The organism is Mycobacterium florentinum, assembly GCF_010730355.1.
GTDB classification, from domain to species: domain Bacteria; phylum Actinomycetota; class Actinomycetes; order Mycobacteriales; family Mycobacteriaceae; genus Mycobacterium; species Mycobacterium florentinum.
On sequence record NZ_AP022576.1, the window covers coordinates 5,171,502 to 5,190,638 of the forward strand.

General features: G+C 65.4%; 25 protein-coding genes and 1 pseudogene. 14 read left to right on the forward strand and 12 right to left on the reverse strand.

The annotated features are described in order from the left end of the window. The first annotated feature begins 85 nt into the window (after positions 1 to 85). Positions 86 to 607, forward strand: coding sequence for a beta-class carbonic anhydrase (locus G6N55_RS24545; RefSeq protein ID WP_085220977.1), 522 nt, complete (start codon positions 86 to 88; stop codon positions 605 to 607). A 12-nt stretch (positions 608 to 619) separates the two neighbouring features. Here the strand turns inward: G6N55_RS24545 and G6N55_RS24550 are convergent, their stop codons facing one another. Further along, on the reverse strand, positions 620 to 1,009 hold the full coding sequence (locus G6N55_RS24550) for a PaaI family thioesterase (RefSeq protein ID WP_179968200.1): 390 nt from the start codon (positions 1,007 to 1,009) through the stop codon (positions 620 to 622). A gap of 176 nt (positions 1,010 to 1,185) precedes the next feature. Here G6N55_RS24550 and cysD point away from each other — a divergent pair. The 4 genes and pseudogenes from cysD (at position 1,186) to G6N55_RS24570 (ending at position 5,120) form a co-directional block, all read left to right on the forward strand. Next, a pseudogene (cysD, locus tag G6N55_RS24555) lies at positions 1,186 to 2,167 on the forward strand (sulfate adenylyltransferase subunit CysD). Continuing rightward, positions 2,167 to 4,020 (forward strand): adenylyl-sulfate kinase, encoded by a 1,854-nt coding sequence (cysC, locus tag G6N55_RS24560; protein ID WP_085220974.1) that lies wholly within the window; start codon positions 2,167 to 2,169, stop codon positions 4,018 to 4,020. The pseudogene cysD and the gene cysC overlap by 1 nt, the downstream one beginning before the upstream one ends. 55 nt (positions 4,021 to 4,075) lie before the next feature. Next, the gene (locus G6N55_RS24565; protein ID WP_085220973.1) at positions 4,076 to 4,558 is read left to right on the forward strand and encodes an Rrf2 family transcriptional regulator; all 483 of its coding nucleotides are present in this window, start codon (positions 4,076 to 4,078) and stop codon (positions 4,556 to 4,558) included. Positions 4,559 to 4,691: 133 nt separating this feature from the next. Further along, entirely contained in the window at positions 4,692 to 5,120 is a 429-nt protein-coding gene (locus G6N55_RS24570; protein ID WP_085220972.1) for a DUF6188 family protein, read from the forward strand. A gap of 15 nt (positions 5,121 to 5,135) precedes the next feature. On the opposite strand, the gene G6N55_RS24575 is transcribed toward G6N55_RS24570, so the two are convergent. Continuing rightward, positions 5,136 to 5,525, reverse strand: a complete 390-nt coding sequence (locus G6N55_RS24575; RefSeq protein WP_085220971.1) for a VOC family protein — start codon at positions 5,523 to 5,525, stop codon at positions 5,136 to 5,138. Between the two features lie 50 nt (positions 5,526 to 5,575). After that, on the reverse strand, positions 5,576 to 5,989 hold the full coding sequence (locus G6N55_RS24580; protein ID WP_085220970.1) for a VOC family protein: 414 nt from the start codon (positions 5,987 to 5,989) through the stop codon (positions 5,576 to 5,578). A gap of 69 nt (positions 5,990 to 6,058) precedes the next feature. Between G6N55_RS24580 and G6N55_RS24585 the strand changes: the two genes are divergently transcribed. Continuing rightward, a complete protein-coding gene (locus G6N55_RS24585) occupies positions 6,059 to 6,937 on the forward strand; it encodes an LLM class flavin-dependent oxidoreductase (RefSeq protein ID WP_085220969.1) in 879 nt (292 codons plus the stop codon). Here the strand turns inward: G6N55_RS24585 and G6N55_RS24590 are convergent. Both G6N55_RS24590 and G6N55_RS24595 read right to left on the reverse strand, forming a co-directional pair. Further along, positions 6,934 to 8,664 carry an NAD-binding protein gene (locus tag G6N55_RS24590; protein ID WP_085221247.1) on the reverse strand — a complete coding sequence of 577 codons (1,731 nt, stop codon included), beginning with the start codon at positions 8,662 to 8,664 and terminating at the stop codon, positions 6,934 to 6,936. The genes G6N55_RS24585 and G6N55_RS24590 overlap by 4 nt on opposite strands. Before the next feature lie 135 nt (positions 8,665 to 8,799). After that, positions 8,800 to 9,171: a nuclear transport factor 2 family protein gene (locus tag G6N55_RS24595; RefSeq protein WP_085221246.1), complete on the reverse strand. Its 372-nt coding sequence runs from the start codon at positions 9,169 to 9,171 to the stop codon at positions 8,800 to 8,802. Between the two features lie 65 nt (positions 9,172 to 9,236). Between G6N55_RS24595 and G6N55_RS24600 the strand changes: the two genes are divergently transcribed. The 3 genes from G6N55_RS24600 to G6N55_RS24610 all read left to right on the forward strand — a co-directional run bounded on the left by G6N55_RS24600 (position 9,237) and on the right by G6N55_RS24610 (position 10,902). Next, a complete protein-coding gene (locus tag G6N55_RS24600; protein ID WP_085220968.1) occupies positions 9,237 to 9,773 on the forward strand; it encodes an NUDIX domain-containing protein in 537 nt (178 codons plus the stop codon). A 30-nt stretch (positions 9,774 to 9,803) separates the two neighbouring features. Then, positions 9,804 to 10,334, forward strand: coding sequence for a pyridoxamine 5'-phosphate oxidase family protein (locus tag G6N55_RS24605; protein WP_085220967.1), 531 nt, complete (start codon positions 9,804 to 9,806; stop codon positions 10,332 to 10,334). Positions 10,335 to 10,425: 91 nt separating this feature from the next. Further along, a complete protein-coding gene (locus tag G6N55_RS24610) occupies positions 10,426 to 10,902 on the forward strand; it encodes an Rv2253 family sensor-like surface protein (protein ID WP_085221245.1) in 477 nt (158 codons plus the stop codon). A 19-nt stretch (positions 10,903 to 10,921) separates the two neighbouring features. Here G6N55_RS24610 and G6N55_RS24615 read toward each other — a convergent pair whose 3' ends face one another. Continuing rightward, on the reverse strand, positions 10,922 to 11,197 hold the full coding sequence (locus G6N55_RS24615) for a DUF732 domain-containing protein (protein WP_232078828.1): 276 nt from the start codon (positions 11,195 to 11,197) through the stop codon (positions 10,922 to 10,924). A gap of 385 nt (positions 11,198 to 11,582) precedes the next feature. Here G6N55_RS24615 and G6N55_RS24620 point away from each other — a divergent pair, with 385 nt between their 5' ends. Beyond that, positions 11,583 to 12,188 (forward strand): DUF1345 domain-containing protein, encoded by a 606-nt coding sequence (locus G6N55_RS24620; protein WP_085221243.1) that lies wholly within the window; start codon positions 11,583 to 11,585, stop codon positions 12,186 to 12,188. A gap of 90 nt (positions 12,189 to 12,278) precedes the next feature. On the opposite strand, the gene G6N55_RS24625 is transcribed toward G6N55_RS24620, so the two are convergent. Then, complete coding sequence (locus G6N55_RS24625) at positions 12,279 to 12,668, reverse strand: hypothetical protein (protein WP_085220966.1); 390 nt, start codon at positions 12,666 to 12,668, stop codon at positions 12,279 to 12,281. Between the two features lie 241 nt (positions 12,669 to 12,909). Then, on the reverse strand, positions 12,910 to 13,257 hold the full coding sequence (locus tag G6N55_RS24630; RefSeq protein ID WP_372517600.1) for a DUF732 domain-containing protein: 348 nt from the start codon (positions 13,255 to 13,257) through the stop codon (positions 12,910 to 12,912). 59 nt (positions 13,258 to 13,316) lie between these two features. On the opposite strand from G6N55_RS24630, the gene G6N55_RS24635 reads away from it, so the two are divergent. After that, positions 13,317 to 13,973: a hypothetical protein gene (locus G6N55_RS24635; protein WP_163667495.1), complete on the forward strand. Its 657-nt coding sequence runs from the start codon at positions 13,317 to 13,319 to the stop codon at positions 13,971 to 13,973. A gap of 46 nt (positions 13,974 to 14,019) precedes the next feature. Beyond that, complete coding sequence (locus G6N55_RS24640; RefSeq protein WP_085221241.1) at positions 14,020 to 14,547, forward strand: DUF4232 domain-containing protein; 528 nt, start codon at positions 14,020 to 14,022, stop codon at positions 14,545 to 14,547. 9 nt (positions 14,548 to 14,556) lie between these two features. Here the strand turns inward: G6N55_RS24640 and G6N55_RS24645 are convergent, their stop codons facing one another. After that, a complete protein-coding gene (locus G6N55_RS24645; RefSeq protein ID WP_085220964.1) occupies positions 14,557 to 15,132 on the reverse strand; it encodes a TetR/AcrR family transcriptional regulator in 576 nt (191 codons plus the stop codon). A gap of 11 nt (positions 15,133 to 15,143) precedes the next feature. Beyond that, positions 15,144 to 16,133 carry an NAD-dependent epimerase/dehydratase family protein gene (locus G6N55_RS24650; RefSeq protein ID WP_085220963.1) on the reverse strand — a complete coding sequence of 330 codons (990 nt, stop codon included), beginning with the start codon at positions 16,131 to 16,133 and terminating at the stop codon, positions 15,144 to 15,146. Between the two features lie 82 nt (positions 16,134 to 16,215). Between G6N55_RS24650 and G6N55_RS24655 the strand changes: the two genes are divergently transcribed. After that, on the forward strand, positions 16,216 to 17,025 hold the full coding sequence (locus G6N55_RS24655) for an SDR family NAD(P)-dependent oxidoreductase (protein ID WP_085220962.1): 810 nt from the start codon (positions 16,216 to 16,218) through the stop codon (positions 17,023 to 17,025). A 62-nt stretch (positions 17,026 to 17,087) separates the two neighbouring features. On the opposite strand, the gene G6N55_RS24660 is transcribed toward G6N55_RS24655, so the two are convergent. Next, positions 17,088 to 17,876, reverse strand: coding sequence for an SDR family NAD(P)-dependent oxidoreductase (locus G6N55_RS24660; RefSeq protein ID WP_085220961.1), 789 nt, complete (start codon positions 17,874 to 17,876; stop codon positions 17,088 to 17,090). A 45-nt stretch (positions 17,877 to 17,921) separates the two neighbouring features. Between G6N55_RS24660 and G6N55_RS24665 the strand changes: the two genes are divergently transcribed. After that, a complete protein-coding gene (locus tag G6N55_RS24665) occupies positions 17,922 to 18,488 on the forward strand; it encodes a carboxymuconolactone decarboxylase family protein (RefSeq protein ID WP_085220960.1) in 567 nt (188 codons plus the stop codon). Here G6N55_RS24665 and G6N55_RS24670 read toward each other — a convergent pair. Continuing rightward, a complete protein-coding gene (locus G6N55_RS24670) occupies positions 18,475 to 19,128 on the reverse strand; it encodes a transmembrane-type terpene cyclase (RefSeq protein ID WP_085220959.1) in 654 nt (217 codons plus the stop codon). The two genes, G6N55_RS24665 and G6N55_RS24670, sit on opposite strands and share 14 nt — an antisense overlap. Positions 19,129 to 19,137 lie beyond the last annotated feature (9 nt).

The following is a 19,137-nucleotide window of genomic DNA, read 5'->3' on the forward strand; positions in this document are numbered from 1 at the left end:
CGCTGAGCAAAACTAGACCCTGAACCAATCGCAGGCGATATGCTGCTGCACCGGTTGTCTGGCAATTCCATCCGAGGAGGCTTGCGTGACTGTTACCGATGACTACGTGACTAACAACGCTGCCTACGCAAGCACGTTCAACGGCCCGCTGCCCTTGCCGCCGAGCAAACGCGTCGCGGTCGTCGCGTGCATGGATGCCCGGCTCGACGTCTACCGCGTCCTCGGGCTGAACGAGGGCGAAGCCCATGTCATCCGCAACGCCGGCGGGGTTGTTACCGATGACGTCATTCGCTCATTGGCCATCAGCCAGCGGCTGCTGGGGACCCAGGAGATCATCCTGATTCACCACACCGACTGCGGGATGCTCACCTTCGCCGACGATGAGTTTAAGCGCGCCATCCAAGACGAGACGGGGGTCAAGCCTCCGTGGGCAGCCGAGGCCTTCCCCGACGTCGCCGAGGATGTCCGGCAGTCGTTGCGCCGCATCGAAAACAACCCGTTCGTCACCAAGCATGTCTCGCTGCGCGGCTTCGTCTTCGATGTCGCCACCGGCAAGCTCGAGGAGATAAATCTCGCCGCCGACCAACTCGCTGAGGTAGGCAGCTAACGCCGGCGCCGCTCAGCCGACTTTGTAGGTAGCGAGGGCCTTGGCGATCAGCCTGCCCTCCGGGTCGACGATCTCGGCCTCGCAATTGGTCAGCGACCGGCCCCGTCGCAGTACCCGGCCCACCCCGATCACGTCGGTGGCCCGGGCCGGCGCCATGAAGTCCACCGTCATCGACACCGTGACGCCGCGCAGATCGGGGGGTGCGTCCGCGCCGCACCACGCCGCCGCCATCACGGTGAGATCGGCGAGGGTGGCGATGGCGCCGCCGTGCACCATGTCGCCGAGCGTGACATTGGAGGGATCCCACGGCAGCCGTAGCCGTACTTCGTCATCACTGAGCTGATCGGCGACGATTCCCAGCTTGGCGACGAAGGGCGACTGGGGCAGAAACTGCGCGATCACGTCGCGCCCGCTAGGGGGAGCGGAAGAGGTGGTCATTCCTCCATGCTTTCGCACCGATCCGCCGCGGCGGAAGTCCCGGCACCGCAACCTGGCGCGATGTGTCCGGTGCGCGGCCCGCGCGCCACCGCGTCGGCCGGCATTGACACGGCGGGGGCGGGCTGGTTCTATAAACGTCAATGACCGTAAACATGGTCAGTTCTACCAAGATTATCGGGATATAAGGAAGCCATGACCAGTGGTGTGACGGCAGGCCCCGCGGCCGGTCAGTACGAATTGAGCCATCTGCGCTCGCTGGAGGCGGAGGCCATCCACATCATCCGCGAGGTGGCCGCGGAGTTCGAACGGCCGGTGCTGCTCTTCTCCGGCGGCAAGGACTCCATCGTGATGCTGTACCTGGCGCTCAAGGCGTTCCGCCCCGGGCGGCTGCCGTTCCCGGTCATGCACGTCGACACCGGCCACAACTTCGACGAGGTGATCTCGACCCGCGACGAACTCGTCGACGAATTCGGGGTGCGCCTGGTGGTGGCGTCGGTGCAAGAAGACATCGATGCCGGCCGGGTCGTCGAGACCATCCCGTCGCGCAACCCGATTCAGACCGTGACGCTGCTGCGCGCCATCCGGGAGAACAAGTTCGACGCCGCGTTCGGCGGGGCGCGGCGCGACGAGGAGAAGGCGCGCGCCAAGGAGCGGGTGTTCAGCTTCCGCGACGAATTCGGCCAGTGGGACCCCAAGGCCCAGCGGCCCGAACTGTGGAACCTCTACAACGGCCGCCATCACAAGGGCGAGCACATCCGGGTCTTCCCGCTGTCGAACTGGACCGAGTTCGATATCTGGTCCTACATCGGCGCCGAGAAAATCAAGTTGCCGCCCATCTATTACGCCCACCGGCGCAAGGTTTTCGAGCGCGACGGGATGCTGCTGGCCGTACACCGCCACATGCAGCCACGCGCCGACGAGCCGGTGGTGGAGAAGATGGTGCGGTTCCGCACGGTCGGCGACGTCACCTGCACCGGCTGCGTCGAGTCGGAAGCCGGCACGGTGTCGGAGGTCATCGCCGAGACCGCGGTGTCCCGACTGACCGAGCGCGGGGCGACCAGGGCCGACGACCGCATCTCAGAGGCTGGAATGGAAGACCGGAAACGGCAGGGCTACTTCTGATGGCTGCACCAACAACGCTGCTCCGCATCGCAACTGCCGGCTCGGTCGACGACGGCAAGTCCACCCTGATCGGGCGGCTGCTATACGACTCCAAGGCCGTGATGGAAGACCAGTGGGCCGCGGTCGAGAAGACGTCGAAGGAACGCGGCCACGACTACACCGATCTGGCGCTGGTCACCGATGGCCTGCGGGCCGAGCGTGAACAGGGCATCACGATCGATGTCGCATACCGCTACTTCGCCACGCCCAGGCGGAAATTCATCATCGCCGACACCCCGGGGCACATCCAGTACACCCGCAATATGGTGACCGGCGCGTCGACCGCCCAGCTGGTGATCGTGCTCGTCGACGCTCGCCAGGGCCTGCTCGAGCAGTCGCGCCGGCATGCCTTCCTGGCGTCGCTGTTGGGCATCCAGCACATTGTGCTGGCGGTCAACAAGATGGACCTGGTCGATTGGGACAGGGCGACGTTCGACGCGATCAAGGATGAATTCCACGCCTTCGCCGCACGTTTGGACGTGCAGGACGTGGCGACCATCCCGCTGTCCGCGCTGCACGGTGACAACGTGGTCACCAAATCGGACAAGACGCCCTGGTATGAGGGCCCGGCGCTGCTTTCGCACCTCGAGGAGGTGTACATCGCCGGTGACCGCAACCTGGTCGATGTGCGGTTCCCGGTGCAGTACGTGATCCGGCCGCAGACCCACGAGCATCGCGACCACCGCAGCTACGCCGGAACGGTGGCCAGCGGAGTGATGCGTCCCGGCGACGAGGTGGTGGTGCTGCCGGTCGGCAAGATCAGCCGGATCACCGCGATCGAAGGCCCGAATGGCCCTGTGCAAGAGGCATTTCCGCCAATGGCTGTGTCGCTGAGCCTGGCCGACGATATCGACATTTCGCGTGGCGACATGATCGCCCGCACCAACAACCAGCCCAGGGTCGCGCAGGAATTCGACGCGACCGTGTGCTGGATGGCCGATGGTGCGGCGCTCGAGCCGGGCCGCGATTACGTCATCAAGCACACCACCCGAACCACACGGGCACGGGTCACCGCGCTCGACTACCGGCTCGATGTCAACACCCTGCACCGGGACAAGAGCGCTACGGCGTTGAAGCTCAACGAACTTGGCCGCATTTCGCTGCGCACCCTGGTGCCGTTGCTGCTCGACGAGTACACCCGCAACGCCAGCACCGGTTCGTTCATCCTGATCGACCCGAACACCAACGGCACCGTGGCGGCCGGCATGGTGCTGCGCGACGTCACGGCGCAGAAGGCAAGCCCGAACACCGTGCGGCACGAGTCGCTGGTCACCGCCGAAGACCGGGCGGCTCGCGGCCGGACGGTGTGGCTCACCGGCCTTTCGGGTGCGGGCAAATCGTCGGTGGCGATGCTGGTCGAGCAGAAACTGCTCGAAATGGGAACGCCCGCTTATGTTCTCGACGGCGACAACCTGCGCCACGGTCTGAATGCCGACCTCGGCTTTTCAATGGCCGACCGGGCGGAGAACCTGCGCCGGCTGGCCCACGTCGCGACGCTGCTCGCCGATTCCGGCCAGACCGTGTTGGTGCCCGCGATCAGTCCGCTGGCCGAGCATCGCGAGATGGCTCGTAAGGTGCACGCCGACGCCGGATTTGAGTTCTTCGAGGTGTTCTGCGATACCCCACTCTCCGAGTGTGAGGCGCGTGATCCCAAGGGGCTGTATGCCAAAGCCCGCGCGGGCGAAATCACGCATTTCACCGGGGTCGACAGTCCGTATCAGCGGCCGAAGAATCCAGATCTGCGGCTGATCCCGGACCGCTCGCTCGAGGAAATGGCGCAGAGCGTGATCGAGATGCTGGAGTTGGGCGCCTAGCCCACAGACCCAGTGTTCGCGTCGTCACCGCGCCGGGGGTGGCACAATCCTCAACGTGCGGATGTCGGCGAAGGCGGAGTACGCGGTGCGGGCGATGATTCAGCTCGCCACCGTGGACAGCGGCGCGCTGGTCAAGACCGACGACTTGGCCCAGGCGCAGGGGATACCGCCGCAGTTTCTGGTCGACATCCTGACCAACCTGCGCACCGATCGCTTGGTGCGCAGCCACCGCGGTCGCGACGGCGGCTATGAGCTGGCCCGTCCGGGCAGCGAGATCAGCATTGCCGACGTGCTGCGCTGCATCGACGGACCGCTGGCCAGCGTCCGTGACATCGGCCTCGGTGACCTGCCGTATTCCGGGCCGACGGCGCCGCTGGCCGACGTCTGGCGTGCGCTGCGCGCCAGCATGCGCTCGGTTCTGGAAGAGACAACCCTGGCCGACGTGGCGTCCGGCGCCCTGCCCAAGCACGTCGCAAAGCTCGCCGACGACTATCGGGGTCAAGAGAGCCGCCGGCATGGCGCTCCGCGCGCCGACTAAGCATCGCGAAATCCACCCCGATCCCGACAATTTTCGGGCCAGCATCTATGCCGCACGGACCCGTCAAATCTGCTTTCGGGTGCTCGTGAATTCGGCGCTTGTGCGCTCGACATATTGAGGCCAAAGTGGATATATGACCGAACAGAAAATGATCGAGCATTGGCTTGAGGGCTGTGCGGTACAACGGATCACGTTCCGCGATGGTTTGGTGCTGAATTTCGACGACGACAACGAACTCGTCATCTCGGTACCGCTGCGCCTGACCCTGCCGGCCATTGCCACTGACCCCGCGGAAGTGGTCGCGATCGACCCGAATGACCCAGCCGGCCAGATGCGTCCGCTATTCGATTTCTCCGGGCAAATGTGCACGGGTGTCGCGTGGTTTGACACCGGAGATCTCCACGTTGAATTCGCCGACGGTCACCGGATCGACGTGCCTCCGGCCGATCGCGTCACCGCGTGGGAACTGTATGGCAAGTCCCACGGATATGCCGCCTGCCTGCCGCACGGCAAGGTGCAGGTGGTGCGGCATGACGTGGCCGATGCGAACGCCGACGAGTGAGCTAACGGCGAAGGCTCAGCCGCCCGACCCGTAGGGGCGGGTGAGGATCTCCATGGCGTGCCCGGAGGGATCCAGGAAGTACACCCCGCGGCCGCCGTCGCGGCGATTGATCTCGCCGGGCCGTTGCGCGCCCGGATCCGCCCAGTGCTCCAGGCCGCGCGACTGGATCTTGCCGTAGATCGCGTCGAACTCTTGCTCGGAGACGAGGAACGCGTAGTGCTGTCGCCGGATGTCCTCGCCCTCGGGGGCGTTCGCGTAATCGAGGCTGGCGTCGTGGTCGAGCGTGACAACCATGAAGTGGCCAAACGGCTTGGGGCTCGGCAGGTCGAACAGCTCGGCGAGAAACTTCGCGGATTCTTGTTTGTCGCGCGAGGCGACGATGGTGTGGTTGAAACTAATGGACATAGTTCTTTCCAGTGAACCACTGTCGTCGCGAGCCGACAACGCGCGCAGCGCTACTTCGGCGCGGTCAGCTCCAAGGCGATGTTGTCGGGGTCGCGGAATTCCAGAATGTAGGACGGCCCAATGTCTTTGACCGGCTCGTGCTCGACCCCAACTTCGTCGAGATGTGCTGCCGCGGCGTCTAATTCGTCCTTACTGCCGAGCCGGAACGCGATGTGGTCGAGACCGCAGCGGTCCTCGTGAAAGCGGTCCGAGGCGACCGGGCGCAGCCCGAGCAGCGTGCCGCCGAGGTCGTAGATCACGCCGCCGTACAAGAAGGAGAACTGGTTGCGGGTTGCCTCGTCCGCATTCTCGGGAACTTCGATCAACACCGGCCAATCGAACACGCTCTCGTAGAACCGCCGTGATCGCTCGATGTCGGTGACGGTCAGGCGGACGTGTGCGATGGACGTACTGGCTAAGGGCACTCACCCCATGCTGCCACTTGAGGAAGCACATGTTGAGGGCATGCCAGAATCGCCGTCGTGCGGATAGCAATGACGATGCCGGTGATGGAACCGGATTTGGACGCGACGGTGCTCGAGACGTGGGCGCGCACGATCGACGAGGGCCCGTTCTCGTCACTGTGCTGGGGCGAGCGCATCGCGTTCGAAAACCCGGACAATCTCACGCTGCTCGGTGCGCTCGCCGCCTGGACGAGGCGGGTGCGGCTGATGACGACGGTGATCGTGCCGCAGCTGCACGATCCGGTGATGTTGGCGAAGGGTCTGGCGACCGGGGACATGCTGTCCGGTGGACGGTTGACCGTGGGCATCGGAGTGGGTGGCAGGCAGGAAGACTACGTCGCGGTCGGCGCGGACCCGGCAACGCAGACCATGCGCGACATGGCCGAGCGGGTCGCGGTGATGAAGCGGGTGTGGGCCGGCGAGAAGATCACCGAGTCGGTGCTCCCGGTCGGGCCCGCGCCGGTTCAGCCCGGCGGCCCGCCGCTGTTCGTCGGCACCATCGGGCCAAAGACGGTTCGCAGCGCGGCTGCCTGGGCCGACGGGCTGGCCGGCACCACGCTGGACCTGGACGTCGACAAACAAAACGAGCTCTTCGACGTCGCGCGCCAAGCATGGGCACAGGCCGGTAAGCCCAGGCCGCATCTGGTGACGTCGTTCTGGTTCGCCTTCGGCACACCCGAGGAGTCGCGCGTCCAGGTGCATCGGCACCTGCGCCGCTACATGAACTGGATACCGGCGGAGTACGTCGACGCGATGGCCCCGATGACCGGCTGGGCCGGCAGCGAAGACGAGCTGGCCGCGGTGCTGCGCAAGTTCGAAGAGGTCGGCACCGACGAGGTTCAGCTGATTCCGACCAGTTCGGACCTCGACCAGGTGCGCCGCGCCGCCGACGTCGCCGGGCGGCTTTAGGCCGGAAGGCGCTCGCGGCCGACTTCGGGCTGCGGGGGTTGCCCCTTTTGCAGCGTGGCCACCAGCTCGCGGTAGGGGCCGACCAGGTAGACGGTGTCGCCGGCGCGCAGCCGGGCGTCGCGCCGCGGATGCAGCTGGACCGGGGCGTCGTCCCGGGTGATCGCGATGACGCGGGTCTGGGTGGACAGTTCGAACATCCGCAGCCCGTCGAGTTCGCTGCCGGCCGCCACGTGCATGCCGCCGACCATGAAGTAGCGCTGCCCGACCGAAAACGTCCCCAGCACCTGCAGGCCCATCGCGGCGCCGATGAACCACGGTGCGGCCAGCTCGACCGTCGAGCGCACGGTGTCGAACCCGAACCGCTCCGCCACCGCGCTGCCCAGCGCCCGGTCGTAGATGCGCAGCACGATCGGAACGTCGGGCCGGATGACCTTCGGCATCACCCGCGGCCCCAACATCTCGCGCAGCACAATCCCGGTCTCGATGTTGGTCATGTCGTCGTGGGTCAGCACCGCGATCGCGCGCGCGGTGTCGACGCGCGCCGCCGCCAGCGTCTGGCGCAGCGTCGCATCCCCGAAGATCACCGGCACCTCGAGTTCGGCGGCGGTCGACAAGTAGCGGTTGTTCTCGTCCAGCTCGATCACCGCGACGTCGTATCCCGCGGCGTGCAGGTCGGCGGTGACCCGGCTGCCGAACGAGCCGAGTCCGACGACGACGATGTGGTTGCGCATATGGCGCGCCCGCCGCCGGCCGGCCGTGTGGGCGAAGCGGCGCGAGATCAGCAGGTCGGCGATGAACGCGACGAGGACGGCGGTGGTGGTCAATCCGCCGAACATCAACATGATGCTGAACAGTCGCAGCCACGTCGGTTGTGAGAGGAAGCTGAAGTCGCCGTAGCCCACGGTCGCGATGGTCTCGGTGCTGAAGTACAGCGCGTCGACCCAGTTCATTTTCGCGTGGGGCTGATAGCAGTAGCGCAACAACACCGTCGAGCCGATCAGCACGGTCAGCACTGCGGCCACCGCACGCATGAACATCGGGTTGATGTCGTTGCGCAGGCCGCGTGCGACGTCGATGGCCCGGCGTAGCCGGCGCTGGCGGGTGAGGGTCGTGTTGGGCCGCGGGGTCTTGATGCCGCGCGCCGCCAGCTCGTCGACGGTGCCGATCATCGCGGCCCAGTCGCCGGTGCGGACGCGCAGGTCGCGGCCGGGACATGTCTCCAGCAGTCCGGGCGCGGGCGAGTTCTTGCCGTGGATCACCGCCACCGGAGCCAGGTCGGCGTAGATCTCGCGCAGGGTGGCGTCATACGGCGCGTGCGAGCCCGAGACGAGAAACTTGATGCCGGCCGCCTCGAACGGGTGCGCGGTATGCGCCAGGCACGCCTCGACGACCGACGGCGCCGCCAGTTCGGCGACGTCGAGGATCGCGCCGGGACCGTTGTCGTCGGCCACCGCTTCGCGCAGTACATCGTTGGCCAGCCGGGCAACCACGCGCACATGCGGGTTGGCTTTCCTTGCCAGTAAAGCGATTTCGAGATTGATCGCGTCGTCGTCCCCGGCGCAGACCACGGCGGCCGCGCGCACGATCCCGGCCTCGATGAGGTCGTCCTTGGTGTCGGCGACATTGTCATCGACGAGCTTGACGACGGTTGCGCCGGCGGTCTCCAGCTCGTCGGCTATCGTCGTCGCCAGCGCGTCGTCGCCGCTGACGATGATGTGGCCGTGCATGCTCACCCCGCCTCCCAGGACGTCATATTGCTATGACTATCGGCTACCGCGCCGATTTGTGCCAGCGCAACGTCGGAGAGCGCCACGGCTCGCTCGGTGCGGCGCCGTAACTTCTTCGGCTGTAACGGCTTTGCGCTAGAGGACCTGAACGTCGGAGGGCGACCAGAACGCCCGCATTGACGTGATCTTCCCGTCGTCGTCGAACGTCATCAGCGAGATGGGTGAGATGCGCGTACGGCTGTCCCCGGCGTCGAGCGTCAGGTGCCAGAAGAACGCCGCCTCGTTGCCGCCGACGCGTATTTCGGCGAGTTCGGTGTCTTTCTTGGCATCCTGGAACGCCGCGTAGAACTCGCGGACCGCGTCCCGGCCACGCCGCAGTTCAGATCCGGCCGGATCCTCGATGGTGGCGTCGGCCGAGTAGAGGTTCACCACTTCTTCGGTGGCGCCGTTGGCGACATGCGTGAGATAGCTGTTGACGGTCTGGGTGATGGCTTCTTGGGAAGGCATGGCTTCGGACGCTACCTGGTCGGGATGGCGGTCGTGACGGGTTGGTCGCATTCATACTGAGCTGCGTGCCCATCATCGAACGCCTCGCGTCGCGCGAGATCTATCGGAATCCGTGGCTGATCCTCCGGGAGGATGACATCCGTCGTCCGGATGGCAGCCCCGGCATCTACGCCGTGCTGGACAAGCCGACCTATGCGCTGGTGATTCCCCACGACGGGAAGCGATTCCGCCTGGTCGAACAGTTCCGTTATCCAGTGGGCGCGCGCCGCTGGGAGTTTCCGCAGGGCACGGCGCCCGATCTGGCCGACACCGAGCCCGCCGAACTGGCCGCGCGCGAGCTGCGCGAAGAGACGGGGTTGACCGCGACGTCGTTCGAGGCACTCGGTTTGCTCGACGTCGCGCCCGGCATGACCAGCCAGCGCGGCTGGGTGTTCCTGGCCACCGGGATCTCCGAGGGGCAAGCGGCTCGCGAGCACGAGGAGCAGGACATGCGCAGCGCATGGTTCTCGCGCGAAGACGTCGAAGAGATGATCCGCTCGGGCGTGATCGCCGACGCGCAGTCCGTGGCGGCTTACGGTCTGTTCCTGTTGCACGGGCGATGAGTTTCGTGGCCGGCTTCGGTCAACACTGTTATGACGATCAAAGCGCGCAATCTCGACGGGTATGCGGCGCCGACGATTGAGTGGGCCCGGGTGGAAACGGTGCTGGACGGCCAGCTGACGCAGGCGCCGGGCAGCGGTGGTCCGCAACGACATACGGCATGGCTCACGACAATCAACCCCGACGGCAGCCCGCACGTGCGGCCGGTGGGGGTGATTGCGCACGACGGCGCCTGGTATTTCACGTCCGGATCCGCGACCCGCAAGTCCCGTAACCTGGCCCGCGACCCCCGATGTGTGGTCAGCGTCGCTACCGAACCGTTCGACCTCACCCTGGAGGGTGCCGCCGAACGGGTCACCGATCGCGACGAATTAGCTTCCGTTGCAGCGGTGTTCGTCCGTTCCGGATGGCCCGCCCAGGTCGACGGCGATGCGTTCACGGCCGAGTACAGTGCGCCGTCGGCGGGTCCGCCACCCTGGCAGGTCTACCGCGCGCGGCCGTCGACGGTGTTCGCGATGGGCACGTCGGAACCGTTCGGCGCCACGAAGTTTCAGCTGGACTGAGGCATCACCGCGCGATCGTGTCCGTGCCGATACCGGATCGCGTCATCGAGTCCGCACCATTGGCACGGTGTGTTCGCGCTTCCTGGCCGTGATGCTCGGCGTCGTCGCGATCCTTGCTGCCCCGGTGATTTCGGTGCACGCGGCGACCCCGGTGTGGAATGGCAAGTACTCGTTGATGAGATACGCGGTGAACAAGACCGGCACCAGCGTGGCGGCCGGGCAAGCCGAGCCGACGTTCAGCGCCGACTACGTCTTCGTGACGTCGTGCTCGTCGGGCCAATGCGTCGCCACCGCCACCAACGGACCGGTCCCCAAGAATCCGACGCTGCCCCAGCCGTCCCATTACGTCTGGGACGGGGCCCGGTGGGTGGAGCACTTCGACTTTGATTGGGATTGCTATATGGGCGAAGGGGTTTCGAAAGTCTGGGCGCCCGCGAAGTCGTGGGCGTTCTACACGCCGCAACCGGACGGTTCGCTGCGTGGCACCTGGCACACCGACATCTCCAGCGGCCCATGCCGTGGAACCGTGGAGATGCCGGTGGCGGCGTTTTCAGCGGGCGCGCACTGACCGCAGCCCGCTCAATTCATTAGGCGCAGTAGTTGGATTCCGCGGCGCTGACGACACCGGTCGCGTCACTGAGGCTGATTCCCGGGTTCTTGCTCTGGACGACTTGGGCCAGCTGGTCCGGTGTCTCGCCGGCCGCGCGGTCGGCGCAAATCAGGTGCCCGAGCTGGATCAGCCCGGTGGGGTCACCGGTAAGGCCGATTTTTTTGATTTGGGCGAGGTAGGCGTCGTCATCGGCGACCGCGATCCCGGTGCCCACGGTCAATGCGGCGGCGACAGCAATAGTCGGCGCACTCACTAAGAGAAGTTTGCGAGGGGAGATCACGGTCGGCTCCTTGTCTGGGAGGGGCGGTACAACCGCATCATTATGCGGTTCGCGAAGCGGGTGTGCGCGGCGAATTGAGGAAGCGGGCAAAGACTCGCGTCCTGCTTGTCGGGGGGCCAGGGTGCCCCAGACCCGCAGGAAGCCGTAGATCGGCAACGCGGCCCTCCAAAAGCGTCGCGCGCGCAGCAAATGGCCAGGCTACGGCGCAAAAAGGCCCCTTTTCCAATACTCACGAAATAGTGACCGGCGGCAATCATGTCTTTTTCGGAGTTTCTCCCGGGTGTCGCCATCGGAGAATGGTTAGGTCGGGAATGTGACGTCCCTGGTGAAGTTGTTTCGCGACACCGTCGCGGTTCGGATGGTCGTTGTCGTGGTGCTCGGCGTCGTCGTCGCCATCATGGTGGGAAGTGCCTTGGGTGGGCGCTACGCGCTCGTCGGCTGGATCACCGCCGCGGGCGTGTATGTGGTGTGGACGCAGCTCATCCTGCGCGGGATGGACGCTGAGCAAACCCGGATCTGGGCGACGCGAGAGGACCCGACCAGGTGGCTCGCCGATGCGGTCATCCTGACCGCGAGCGTCGCAAGCCTGGGCGGGGTCGGGTACGTGGTGGCCGCCGGGTCCCGGTCCGGCGCCGGCGCGATCCACGCCGCCATCGTCGGCATTCTCAGCGTCGCGGCGTCCTGGTTCGCCGTGCACACGCTGTACACCGTGCACTACGCGCGGCTCTACTATTCCGACGATCCGGGCGGCATCGACTTCCATGACCCGGAGCCGCCGCGATTTCGGGACTTCGCATATGTCGCGTTCACTGTCGGCATGACCTACCAGGTATCGGACACCGAGATCAATCTGACGTCCATCAGAGCGACGGTGTTACGCCATGCGATGGTGTCCTACCTCCTGGGCGCGGTGGTGCTCGCCGTCACGATCAATCTGATCGCGGGGCTGAGCTCCAAGGTGTGATCGTCACACCGGTCTCGCCGGCACCAAAAAGGTTGGACTAGGCCAAGTTTGAAACGCGATATCGCATTCGCTATCGCGCGTCGGCCGTCGCTAGCCGATTTTCGTGAGCGTAAAGGTATCGTCCGGGTCGGTGAGGCCGCACGGCACGGTGCTGTCCAGGAAGACCGCCATCCCGGTGAGCGTCAGCGGGTCCCAGGATTGGTGAACCGTCACCGGGTGCAGGCTGTTGTCGTCGGCGCAGATCGCGGCTTCCGGGATCGTGCGCGTCACGGTGTATCGGCCGTCGATCAGTGGAGCGTTGAACCCCATGCCCGGACCGGTCGTCACGTGGGCAACGCAGACCTGCTTGCACGTGGTGTTGATGGTCCAAATTCCGGTGTCCCCGTCTTCGTCCGCGTAGTGATAAACGCCGTTCATTTTCGCGTCGTCGCCGGCGGCTAGCGGCTCGGCCCAGGCTAGGGGTGCTGGCAAGGCTGCCACGCCAGCAAAGAATACGGTTGCCGCGATGAACGTGCTGATCCTCATCTTTTCCGGCCTCTTGTCCTGGTTTTACTGCCCGGCGGGCACGATGAGGCGAATTTATCAGCAAACTAATAGAGAGTATCCGGTCGCTGGTGAACGCATATCGAATTGAAAGACGAATCGGCGAAGGGGACCGATAAGTTCTATGAAATCGACATGTTTCGAAGCCCGGCCGGCCGGGCTTCGTCGGTCGTGGCCCTCAGCAATGCGGCGCCCAGCACTTCTGGGTGGGGCAATACGTCGCGTGTGCGATGCCGACCATGGACGCGACGTCACCGACGGCGATGCCGCGTGGATCCAAGTTCGCGTGGACGTCCTGGGCGATCTGGTCCGGCGTCCAGCCCCAGCCGAGGTCGTCGCAGATGAGCTGCGCCATCCCGATCAGGGCGGCGTCGTGGCCGGGCGGCCAGGAGAGGCCGGCGGCACGCAGCTGAGCAAGGTATCCGTCATTGACGGGATCGGCAGTCGCAATCGGCGCGCTCGCAACCAGCGCGGCACCAACCAGTACGGGGGCGGTAATTCTGAGCAACCAGCGAAATGAGGGCATGGCAGTCAGTATGTGGCAAACGGATGAAGAACAGAGAAAGTCGGGATAGCCGTTGAGCTGTGACAACGTTGTTGCTCCGGCAGGATTCGAAAATGCCATCACCACGGTCTCGCTCAATCGCGCCGCTCGTTTTGATTCTCGCGCTGATCGCCGGCACTGCCGTGGCGGCGTGCGGTCGAGGCCAGGAATCGGCTGCGGCCGATTACGCCGTCTACGCGGAATACTCACAGTCGAACAAGCCGATGGTCGCCGGCTGGAACGCGCGCGTCTTCAACAAAAAGGAAGTTCAGGAAGGCGCGAACATCAGCCTCGACGATCGGACCGGAGTTGTGACGCTGCGGGCCGGTCGGTATCGCGTGACGGCCATGTCGCTCATCAACTACTACGACGTGGCGAACCCGACCATCATCCCGACGTCGGCGACGCCGCCGGCCGGCTACGCGCGCCTGCGATATCTCGAAGATGCGCTGAGCCCGGACGTCGTCCCCACCATCGACGTGATCAACGCCAGCAACGCCAAGGCGCTCTCCGTCGGCACGGGAAGCGACGCCAACGCGCTGCCGAGCTTCATGGAGACGTTCTTGACGGTCAAGGACAAAGCCAATCTCGTTGTCGAGCACCAGGTTGGCAACGAGGTCAACGGCCTCTATCTACAGGTCAATGCGAACGGCTCGGTCTGGCACGTCAACGCACGGATCTCGATCCAACGGCTCTAAAGGCGGTTAGTGTTCGTGCACCGGCCTCGAGAAGGTGGTGAAGGCGATGCGACTCTCAATGTGCGCGGCCGCCATGGCCGTTGCGGCTGTATTCGCTGCGCCGGCAGCGTCGAATACCACGGCGGCAGCCATGCCCTGGTGCGGGGCCGATTCGCTGAGTCTGCGTACCAGCCCACCCATTTCGCCCGGCGAGCAAGCGTATCTCCACTTCTATGTCATCTTGACGAACAGCTCCCGCCAGACCTGCACCCTGCAGGGCTATCCCGGTGTGGACCTCGTCGGCCCCGACGACCCGGCGTTGGGCCCGACCTACCGCCTGCCAAGGGACACTGGCGATGTGCGGCCCGTCGTACTCGCGCCGGGAGCATCCGCCGCCAGCCTGCTGGCTTTCCTGCCGAAGATCGGCCCGAACGGCACCGAGCCCGCCTGGCCGCCGGCCACGATCCTGGTGACTCCGCCGGACTCCACGACACAGCTGCAGACCCCGTGGATTCCGGGCGGCTTCACCGTTTTACGGCAGGGCGACGGCACCCACCCCGGTGGCCACATCGGGCCGCTGCAGCCGTACGCGTAAATCCCGTCGTTACGCGCGAGCGGAAAGTCCGGCCGCGGCGCGGATCTGGCGGCGAGCCGCGACACGGTCGGTATCGGGAAAGATGTAGTGGCTCAACGCAGTTCGAGCAATAGCGCCGGCCAGGTCACTAGGGTCGACCGCTGCGGCCAGCGCGCCCTCACGGGCGCAGTGCTGCAAGACTGCCCCCAGCCCTTCGGCGAGCATCGGTAGCGCCGCGGCCATCTGGTCGTGTGCGAAGCCCGGCTCGAGGTCGAGCAGGCGTCCCGGCGGCTGAGCCTCGAGGAAGCTCGCCACGACGTCGACCGCGGCCTCCAATCGTGCGACGCCGACGATCCCGGACGTCGCTTGGTCCATCGCCGCGTAGAAGCGACGGCGTTCGCGCTTTCCCATCGCGTCGATCAGGTCTTCTTTGGACACGAAATAGCGGTAGATGGTGGGACGTGACACCCCGGCCCGGCTGGCCACGTCCGACAGGGACAACTTGCGGGCCCCGGTCCGGAATATCAGCCGCTCGGCCGCGTCCAGGATTCGATCCGCCAGATCGCCATGATCTGAACGGGGTCCGCGTGATTCGGCGATCGACACCGTGGCGGCTCCTACAGCCGGCCGAGTTTGCGTAGCCACGAGATCAGCAGTCGCAATCCGTCGTCGAAGGACATGGGCGCATAGCCCAGACGCCGGGTGGTCAGGTTGTCTTTGCTTCTGGTTGTGCGTTTGCTGTTCGCCGCCGCCTTCGCGATCGCCATCAAGGTGGGCCCGAATTCGGCGGTCAACGCCTCGGGATCGGTGCGGTAGTCGAGATCCTCGACGCGGTGGTCGATTCCGGCGACCTCGCAGGCGCGGTTGATGCCGCCGGCGGTACTGAAGGTGTCTTCGGGCCGGCCGACCAACAGGTAGCGCTCGCCGGCCACGCCGTCGTCCAGTGCGGCGATCGAGCCCTTTGCGACGTCAGCTCCGGCGACCCAGGTCACTGGAAAAGCCAAGTAGCGCTTGATCTTTCCGCGCATTCCCGCCAAGAGAACCCGATTGAAACTGGTGCGGTGCAACGCGCGGTCCGCGACCAGGCCGGGTCCGTAGATCGCGCCCGGGTGGCATGTCAGGACGTCGTCGCCGGCGGCTGCGCGCCGATGAGCTTCCAGGAAAGCGGCGAGCTTGGTGACGGTGTAGGGGTCGTTGGGCGGGTTCTTCAGGACCGGTGCCTCCTCGAAGTCGGCGCCCGTGCTCAGGTCGAGGAAGGTGGCGGTGCTCAGGGCAACGACCCGACGCATGCCGTGGGCTTTCCCTGCATCCAGGACGTTGGTGGTGCCGACCAGGTTGACGGCCCTGAAGTCGTCGAGGTCCTGGCTCGCACCGCCCAGCAGTGCCGCACAGTGGATCGCCGCCTCGGCGCCCTTGGCCGCGTTGAGTACATCGTCGGCGTCGGCGATGTCGCCCTTGACCAATTCGACGCCGATTTCGGCCAGCGGCGCGGCGTCGTCGGGATTGCGCACCAGGGCGCGAACATGGTCGCCACGCTCGATCAGCTGCTCGCAGACGTTGCCGCCCGTTTGACCGGTTGCGCCGGTGACGAAGATCGTGCTGGTCATCGGGACCTCCCAGGCGTTACAAATCGAACATGTCTAGCAAGAACTGTAAACCTTGACGTGGGGTTGTTCTATAGTCCAGTCCATGGCACTCGATCCCTCCAGCGTCCTGCTCACCGACCGCGTCGCGGTCGTCACCGGTGGGGGCGCGGGTATCGGCCGGGGCATCGCGGCAGGGCTGACCGCATTCGGTGCACGAGTCGCGATCTGGGAACGAAACCCCGACTCGTGTGCCGCCGCCGCCGACGAGATCGGCGCTCTCGGAATTCCGGTCGACGTCCGGGACAGCGCCGCCGTGGATGCCGCGCTGGCGCAGACATCGGACCGGCTCGGAACGGTGTCGATCCTGGTCAACAATGCCGGCGGAGTCTTCTGGTCGGGGATCCTCGACACCACCGAGAACGGGTGGGACGCGCTGTACAAGTCGAACCTGCGCCACGTGTACCTGTGCACGCAACGGGTGGCCCGCAACCTCGTCGAGCAGAAGCTGCCCGGCAGCATCATCAGCGTCACGTCGATCGAGGGTGTCCGCGCCGCTCCGGGCTATGCGACCTACGCGGCGGCCAAGGCGGGCGTCATCAACTACACCAAGACCGCCGCGCTGGAACTCGCCCCGCATGGCATCCGGGTCAATGCGCTGGCCCCGGACATCACCTGGACAGAAGGCCTCGAGCAGATGGCGCCGCCGGGGTCTCGGGATCGCACGGGCTACACGGTGCCGATGGGGCGCGCGGGTCACGTCGACGAAATGGCCGGAGCGGCAGCATTTCTCGCGTCCGACATGTCCAGCTACATCACCGGCCAGACGATCCACGTCGACGGTGGTACACATGCCGCCAGCGGCTGGTACCACCATCCGGAGACCGGGGCATACGCGCTCGGGCCGACAACTTAGAAAGGCGCTTCGTTAATTCACATTCGCCGAATAGCGCCTGTGCCGGTAATGGCTGCGATTAATTAATCGCCAGTATTCATCGAAACATGCGCCGACATTCCGCCGTCGATCGAAATCATTTGTCCGGTGATGTAGCGGGACCGCTCGGACGCCAGAAAGACGACGAGTTCCGCGACGTCTTGCGGTTGCCCGACGTAGGGCGTCAACGTCGCCCGGCTCAGGCCGTCGACGATGTCCGCGGACAGGTGCGCGCGTACGGCGTCGGTGAGGATCAATCCGGGCACGACGGTGTTCGCCCGCACGCCCTGTTTTCCCTCACTGGTCGCGACGTACATCGTCAGGGCGTGCACCCCGGCCTTCGAAACGCCGTAGGCCAGCCGGGTGCGGTCGCCCGACAGGGCCGCGCCCGACGACATGTTGACGATGGAACCACCACCACCGCTTCGCATTTCAGGTACGACGTATTTGCACATCAGCAGCTGACTGCCGAGGTTGACTTCCATGGACCGCTGCCATACGTCGAGCGACATCTCCGAGACCGTGGTGTCGCGCGACAGGAAGCTGCTGGCGGTCAGCGCCGCGTTGTTGTGCAGCACGTCGATTCGGCCGAACTCCGCCACGGTGGCTTGCACGTTGGACCGCGCCACGTCCTCCTGCGCGAGATCGCCGCCGAGGGCGATCGCTTGGGCCCCGGATCGCCGAATCTCGTCGGCGACTTCGTTCGCTTTTGTCTCGTCGATATCGACGACGGCTACGGCCGCGCCCTCACGCGCCAATTCGCGTGCCGTCGCCGCGCCAATCCCGCCGGCGCCCCCGGTAACGATCGCGACTTTTCCGGCAAGTATGGACATTGCGTTCTCCTTTTCAGCGACGCATAAAAAAGATAGCCTGAATTAATGCCGCGTATTGCACCAATCCCGATGGAAGAGCTCAGCGCGCACTCGCGCGAGATCGTCGACGCCGGCGTGGCCGCCGGGCTCTACGCGACGCCGGTGCCGTTGCAGATCTTCGCCTATCGCAGTGCCCAGCTCGAACAGGTCAACATGGCCAGGACTCACCTGGGTGCCGGCACGCTGCTCGGCGGCCGGATTCTGGAGTTGCTGCGCATCCGCAGCGCGCAGCTCGGTGAGTGCGAACCGTGCAGCCAGTCGCGCAAGCATGATTCGATCACCGACGACGACGTCGCGTGCCTGCTCGCGCCCGGCCACGGCGACCTCACCCCGCAGGAGCAGATGGCCGTCGAGTTCCTCGATCTGCTCTCGGCCGACCATCACGCGATGGACGACGAGTTCTACCAGCGGCTGGGTGAGCATTTCACCGCCGCGCAGATCATCGAGCTCGGTTTCACCTGTGCGGGTGTGATGGGGCTGCACCGCTTCATCCACACCCTCAACGTGTACGGCGACTCGGCGCCCGTCATCGAATACGACCGGGATCAGGTCGACAGCGCTAAGCCGGTGTGAGGATGGCAAGCCCCTCGGCGCGCTGATACCGCGGGGCTTTCGACAACAGGAACACGTAGAGCACATCGAGAACCAGAATCTCGACGTAGATCACCAGCCAGACAACGTTTCCCGGGGCGTAGAGGTACTGGGAGATGGAAGCCGTCACGGTGCCCAGTAGCTTGCCCCAGGCTATCCACATGCTTTGGCCGCGCCGGTCACCGCGACGCATGAGCATGCTCAGGAACAGTGCCGACATGATCAGGTTGTCGACGTAAGCCGTGTAGACCGAACCGTTTTCGCGCCCGAACACCGACACGATGGCGACCATCATCGGCGTCACCATCGCAAAGGCGAAGACGAACATGGGCCAGAAGTAAGACTGGGGCAGGTTTTTCGGGTAGTCGGAGCGCCAGTACTTCACGAAGACCGCGAGAATGGCGATATCGGCGGCGAACCAGATCGCGTTGATGACCTCCTGCAACATCCCGCCGACCGACGGGTAGATGAACGTGAACAGGAACTCCCAGGTGATGTTCATTGCCAACGCGAGAAAGGGCATCGCGTAGCTGCGGTCGAGCAGGCCCTGCCGTATCACGCACGCGTAGGTGAGGATCCAGAAGATCCCGCTGGCAAGCCCGAACATGTCGATCAGGGACACAGGAGACCT

What these genes read in the sequence shown, in the direction of transcription:
- G6N55_RS24655 (WP_085220962.1), top strand. Translation starts at nt 16,216, where the DNA reads ATGGCACTCGATCCCTCCAGCGTCCTGCTCACCGACCGCGTCGCGGTC.
- G6N55_RS24660 (WP_085220961.1), bottom strand. Translation starts at nt 17,876, where the DNA reads ATGTCCATACTTGCCGGAAAAGTCGCGATCGTTACCGGGGGCGCCGGC.
- G6N55_RS24605 (WP_085220967.1), top strand. Translation starts at nt 9,804, where the DNA reads ATGACGATCAAAGCGCGCAATCTCGACGGGTATGCGGCGCCGACGATT.
- G6N55_RS24595 (WP_085221246.1), bottom strand. Translation starts at nt 9,171, where the DNA reads ATGCCTTCCCAAGAAGCCATCACCCAGACCGTCAACAGCTATCTCACG.
- G6N55_RS24575 (WP_085220971.1), bottom strand. Translation starts at nt 5,525, where the DNA reads ATGTCCATTAGTTTCAACCACACCATCGTCGCCTCGCGCGACAAACAA.
- G6N55_RS24640 (WP_085221241.1), top strand. Translation starts at nt 14,020, where the DNA reads ATGCGACTCTCAATGTGCGCGGCCGCCATGGCCGTTGCGGCTGTATTC.
- G6N55_RS24570 (WP_085220972.1), top strand. Translation starts at nt 4,692, where the DNA reads ATGACCGAACAGAAAATGATCGAGCATTGGCTTGAGGGCTGTGCGGTA.
- G6N55_RS24585 (WP_085220969.1), top strand. Translation starts at nt 6,059, where the DNA reads ATGACGATGCCGGTGATGGAACCGGATTTGGACGCGACGGTGCTCGAG.
- G6N55_RS24650 (WP_085220963.1), bottom strand. Translation starts at nt 16,133, where the DNA reads ATGACCAGCACGATCTTCGTCACCGGCGCAACCGGTCAAACGGGCGGC.
- G6N55_RS24610 (WP_085221245.1), top strand. Translation starts at nt 10,426, where the DNA reads ATGCTCGGCGTCGTCGCGATCCTTGCTGCCCCGGTGATTTCGGTGCAC.
- cysC (WP_085220974.1), top strand. Translation starts at nt 2,167, where the DNA reads ATGGCTGCACCAACAACGCTGCTCCGCATCGCAACTGCCGGCTCGGTC.
- G6N55_RS24590 (WP_085221247.1), bottom strand. Translation starts at nt 8,664, where the DNA reads ATGCACGGCCACATCATCGTCAGCGGCGACGACGCGCTGGCGACGACG.
- G6N55_RS24630 (WP_372517600.1), bottom strand. Translation starts at nt 13,257, where the DNA reads ATGCCCTCATTTCGCTGGTTGCTCAGAATTACCGCCCCCGTACTGGTT.
- G6N55_RS24665 (WP_085220960.1), top strand. Translation starts at nt 17,922, where the DNA reads ATGCCGCGTATTGCACCAATCCCGATGGAAGAGCTCAGCGCGCACTCG.
- G6N55_RS24620 (WP_085221243.1), top strand. Translation starts at nt 11,583, where the DNA reads ATGGTCGTTGTCGTGGTGCTCGGCGTCGTCGTCGCCATCATGGTGGGA.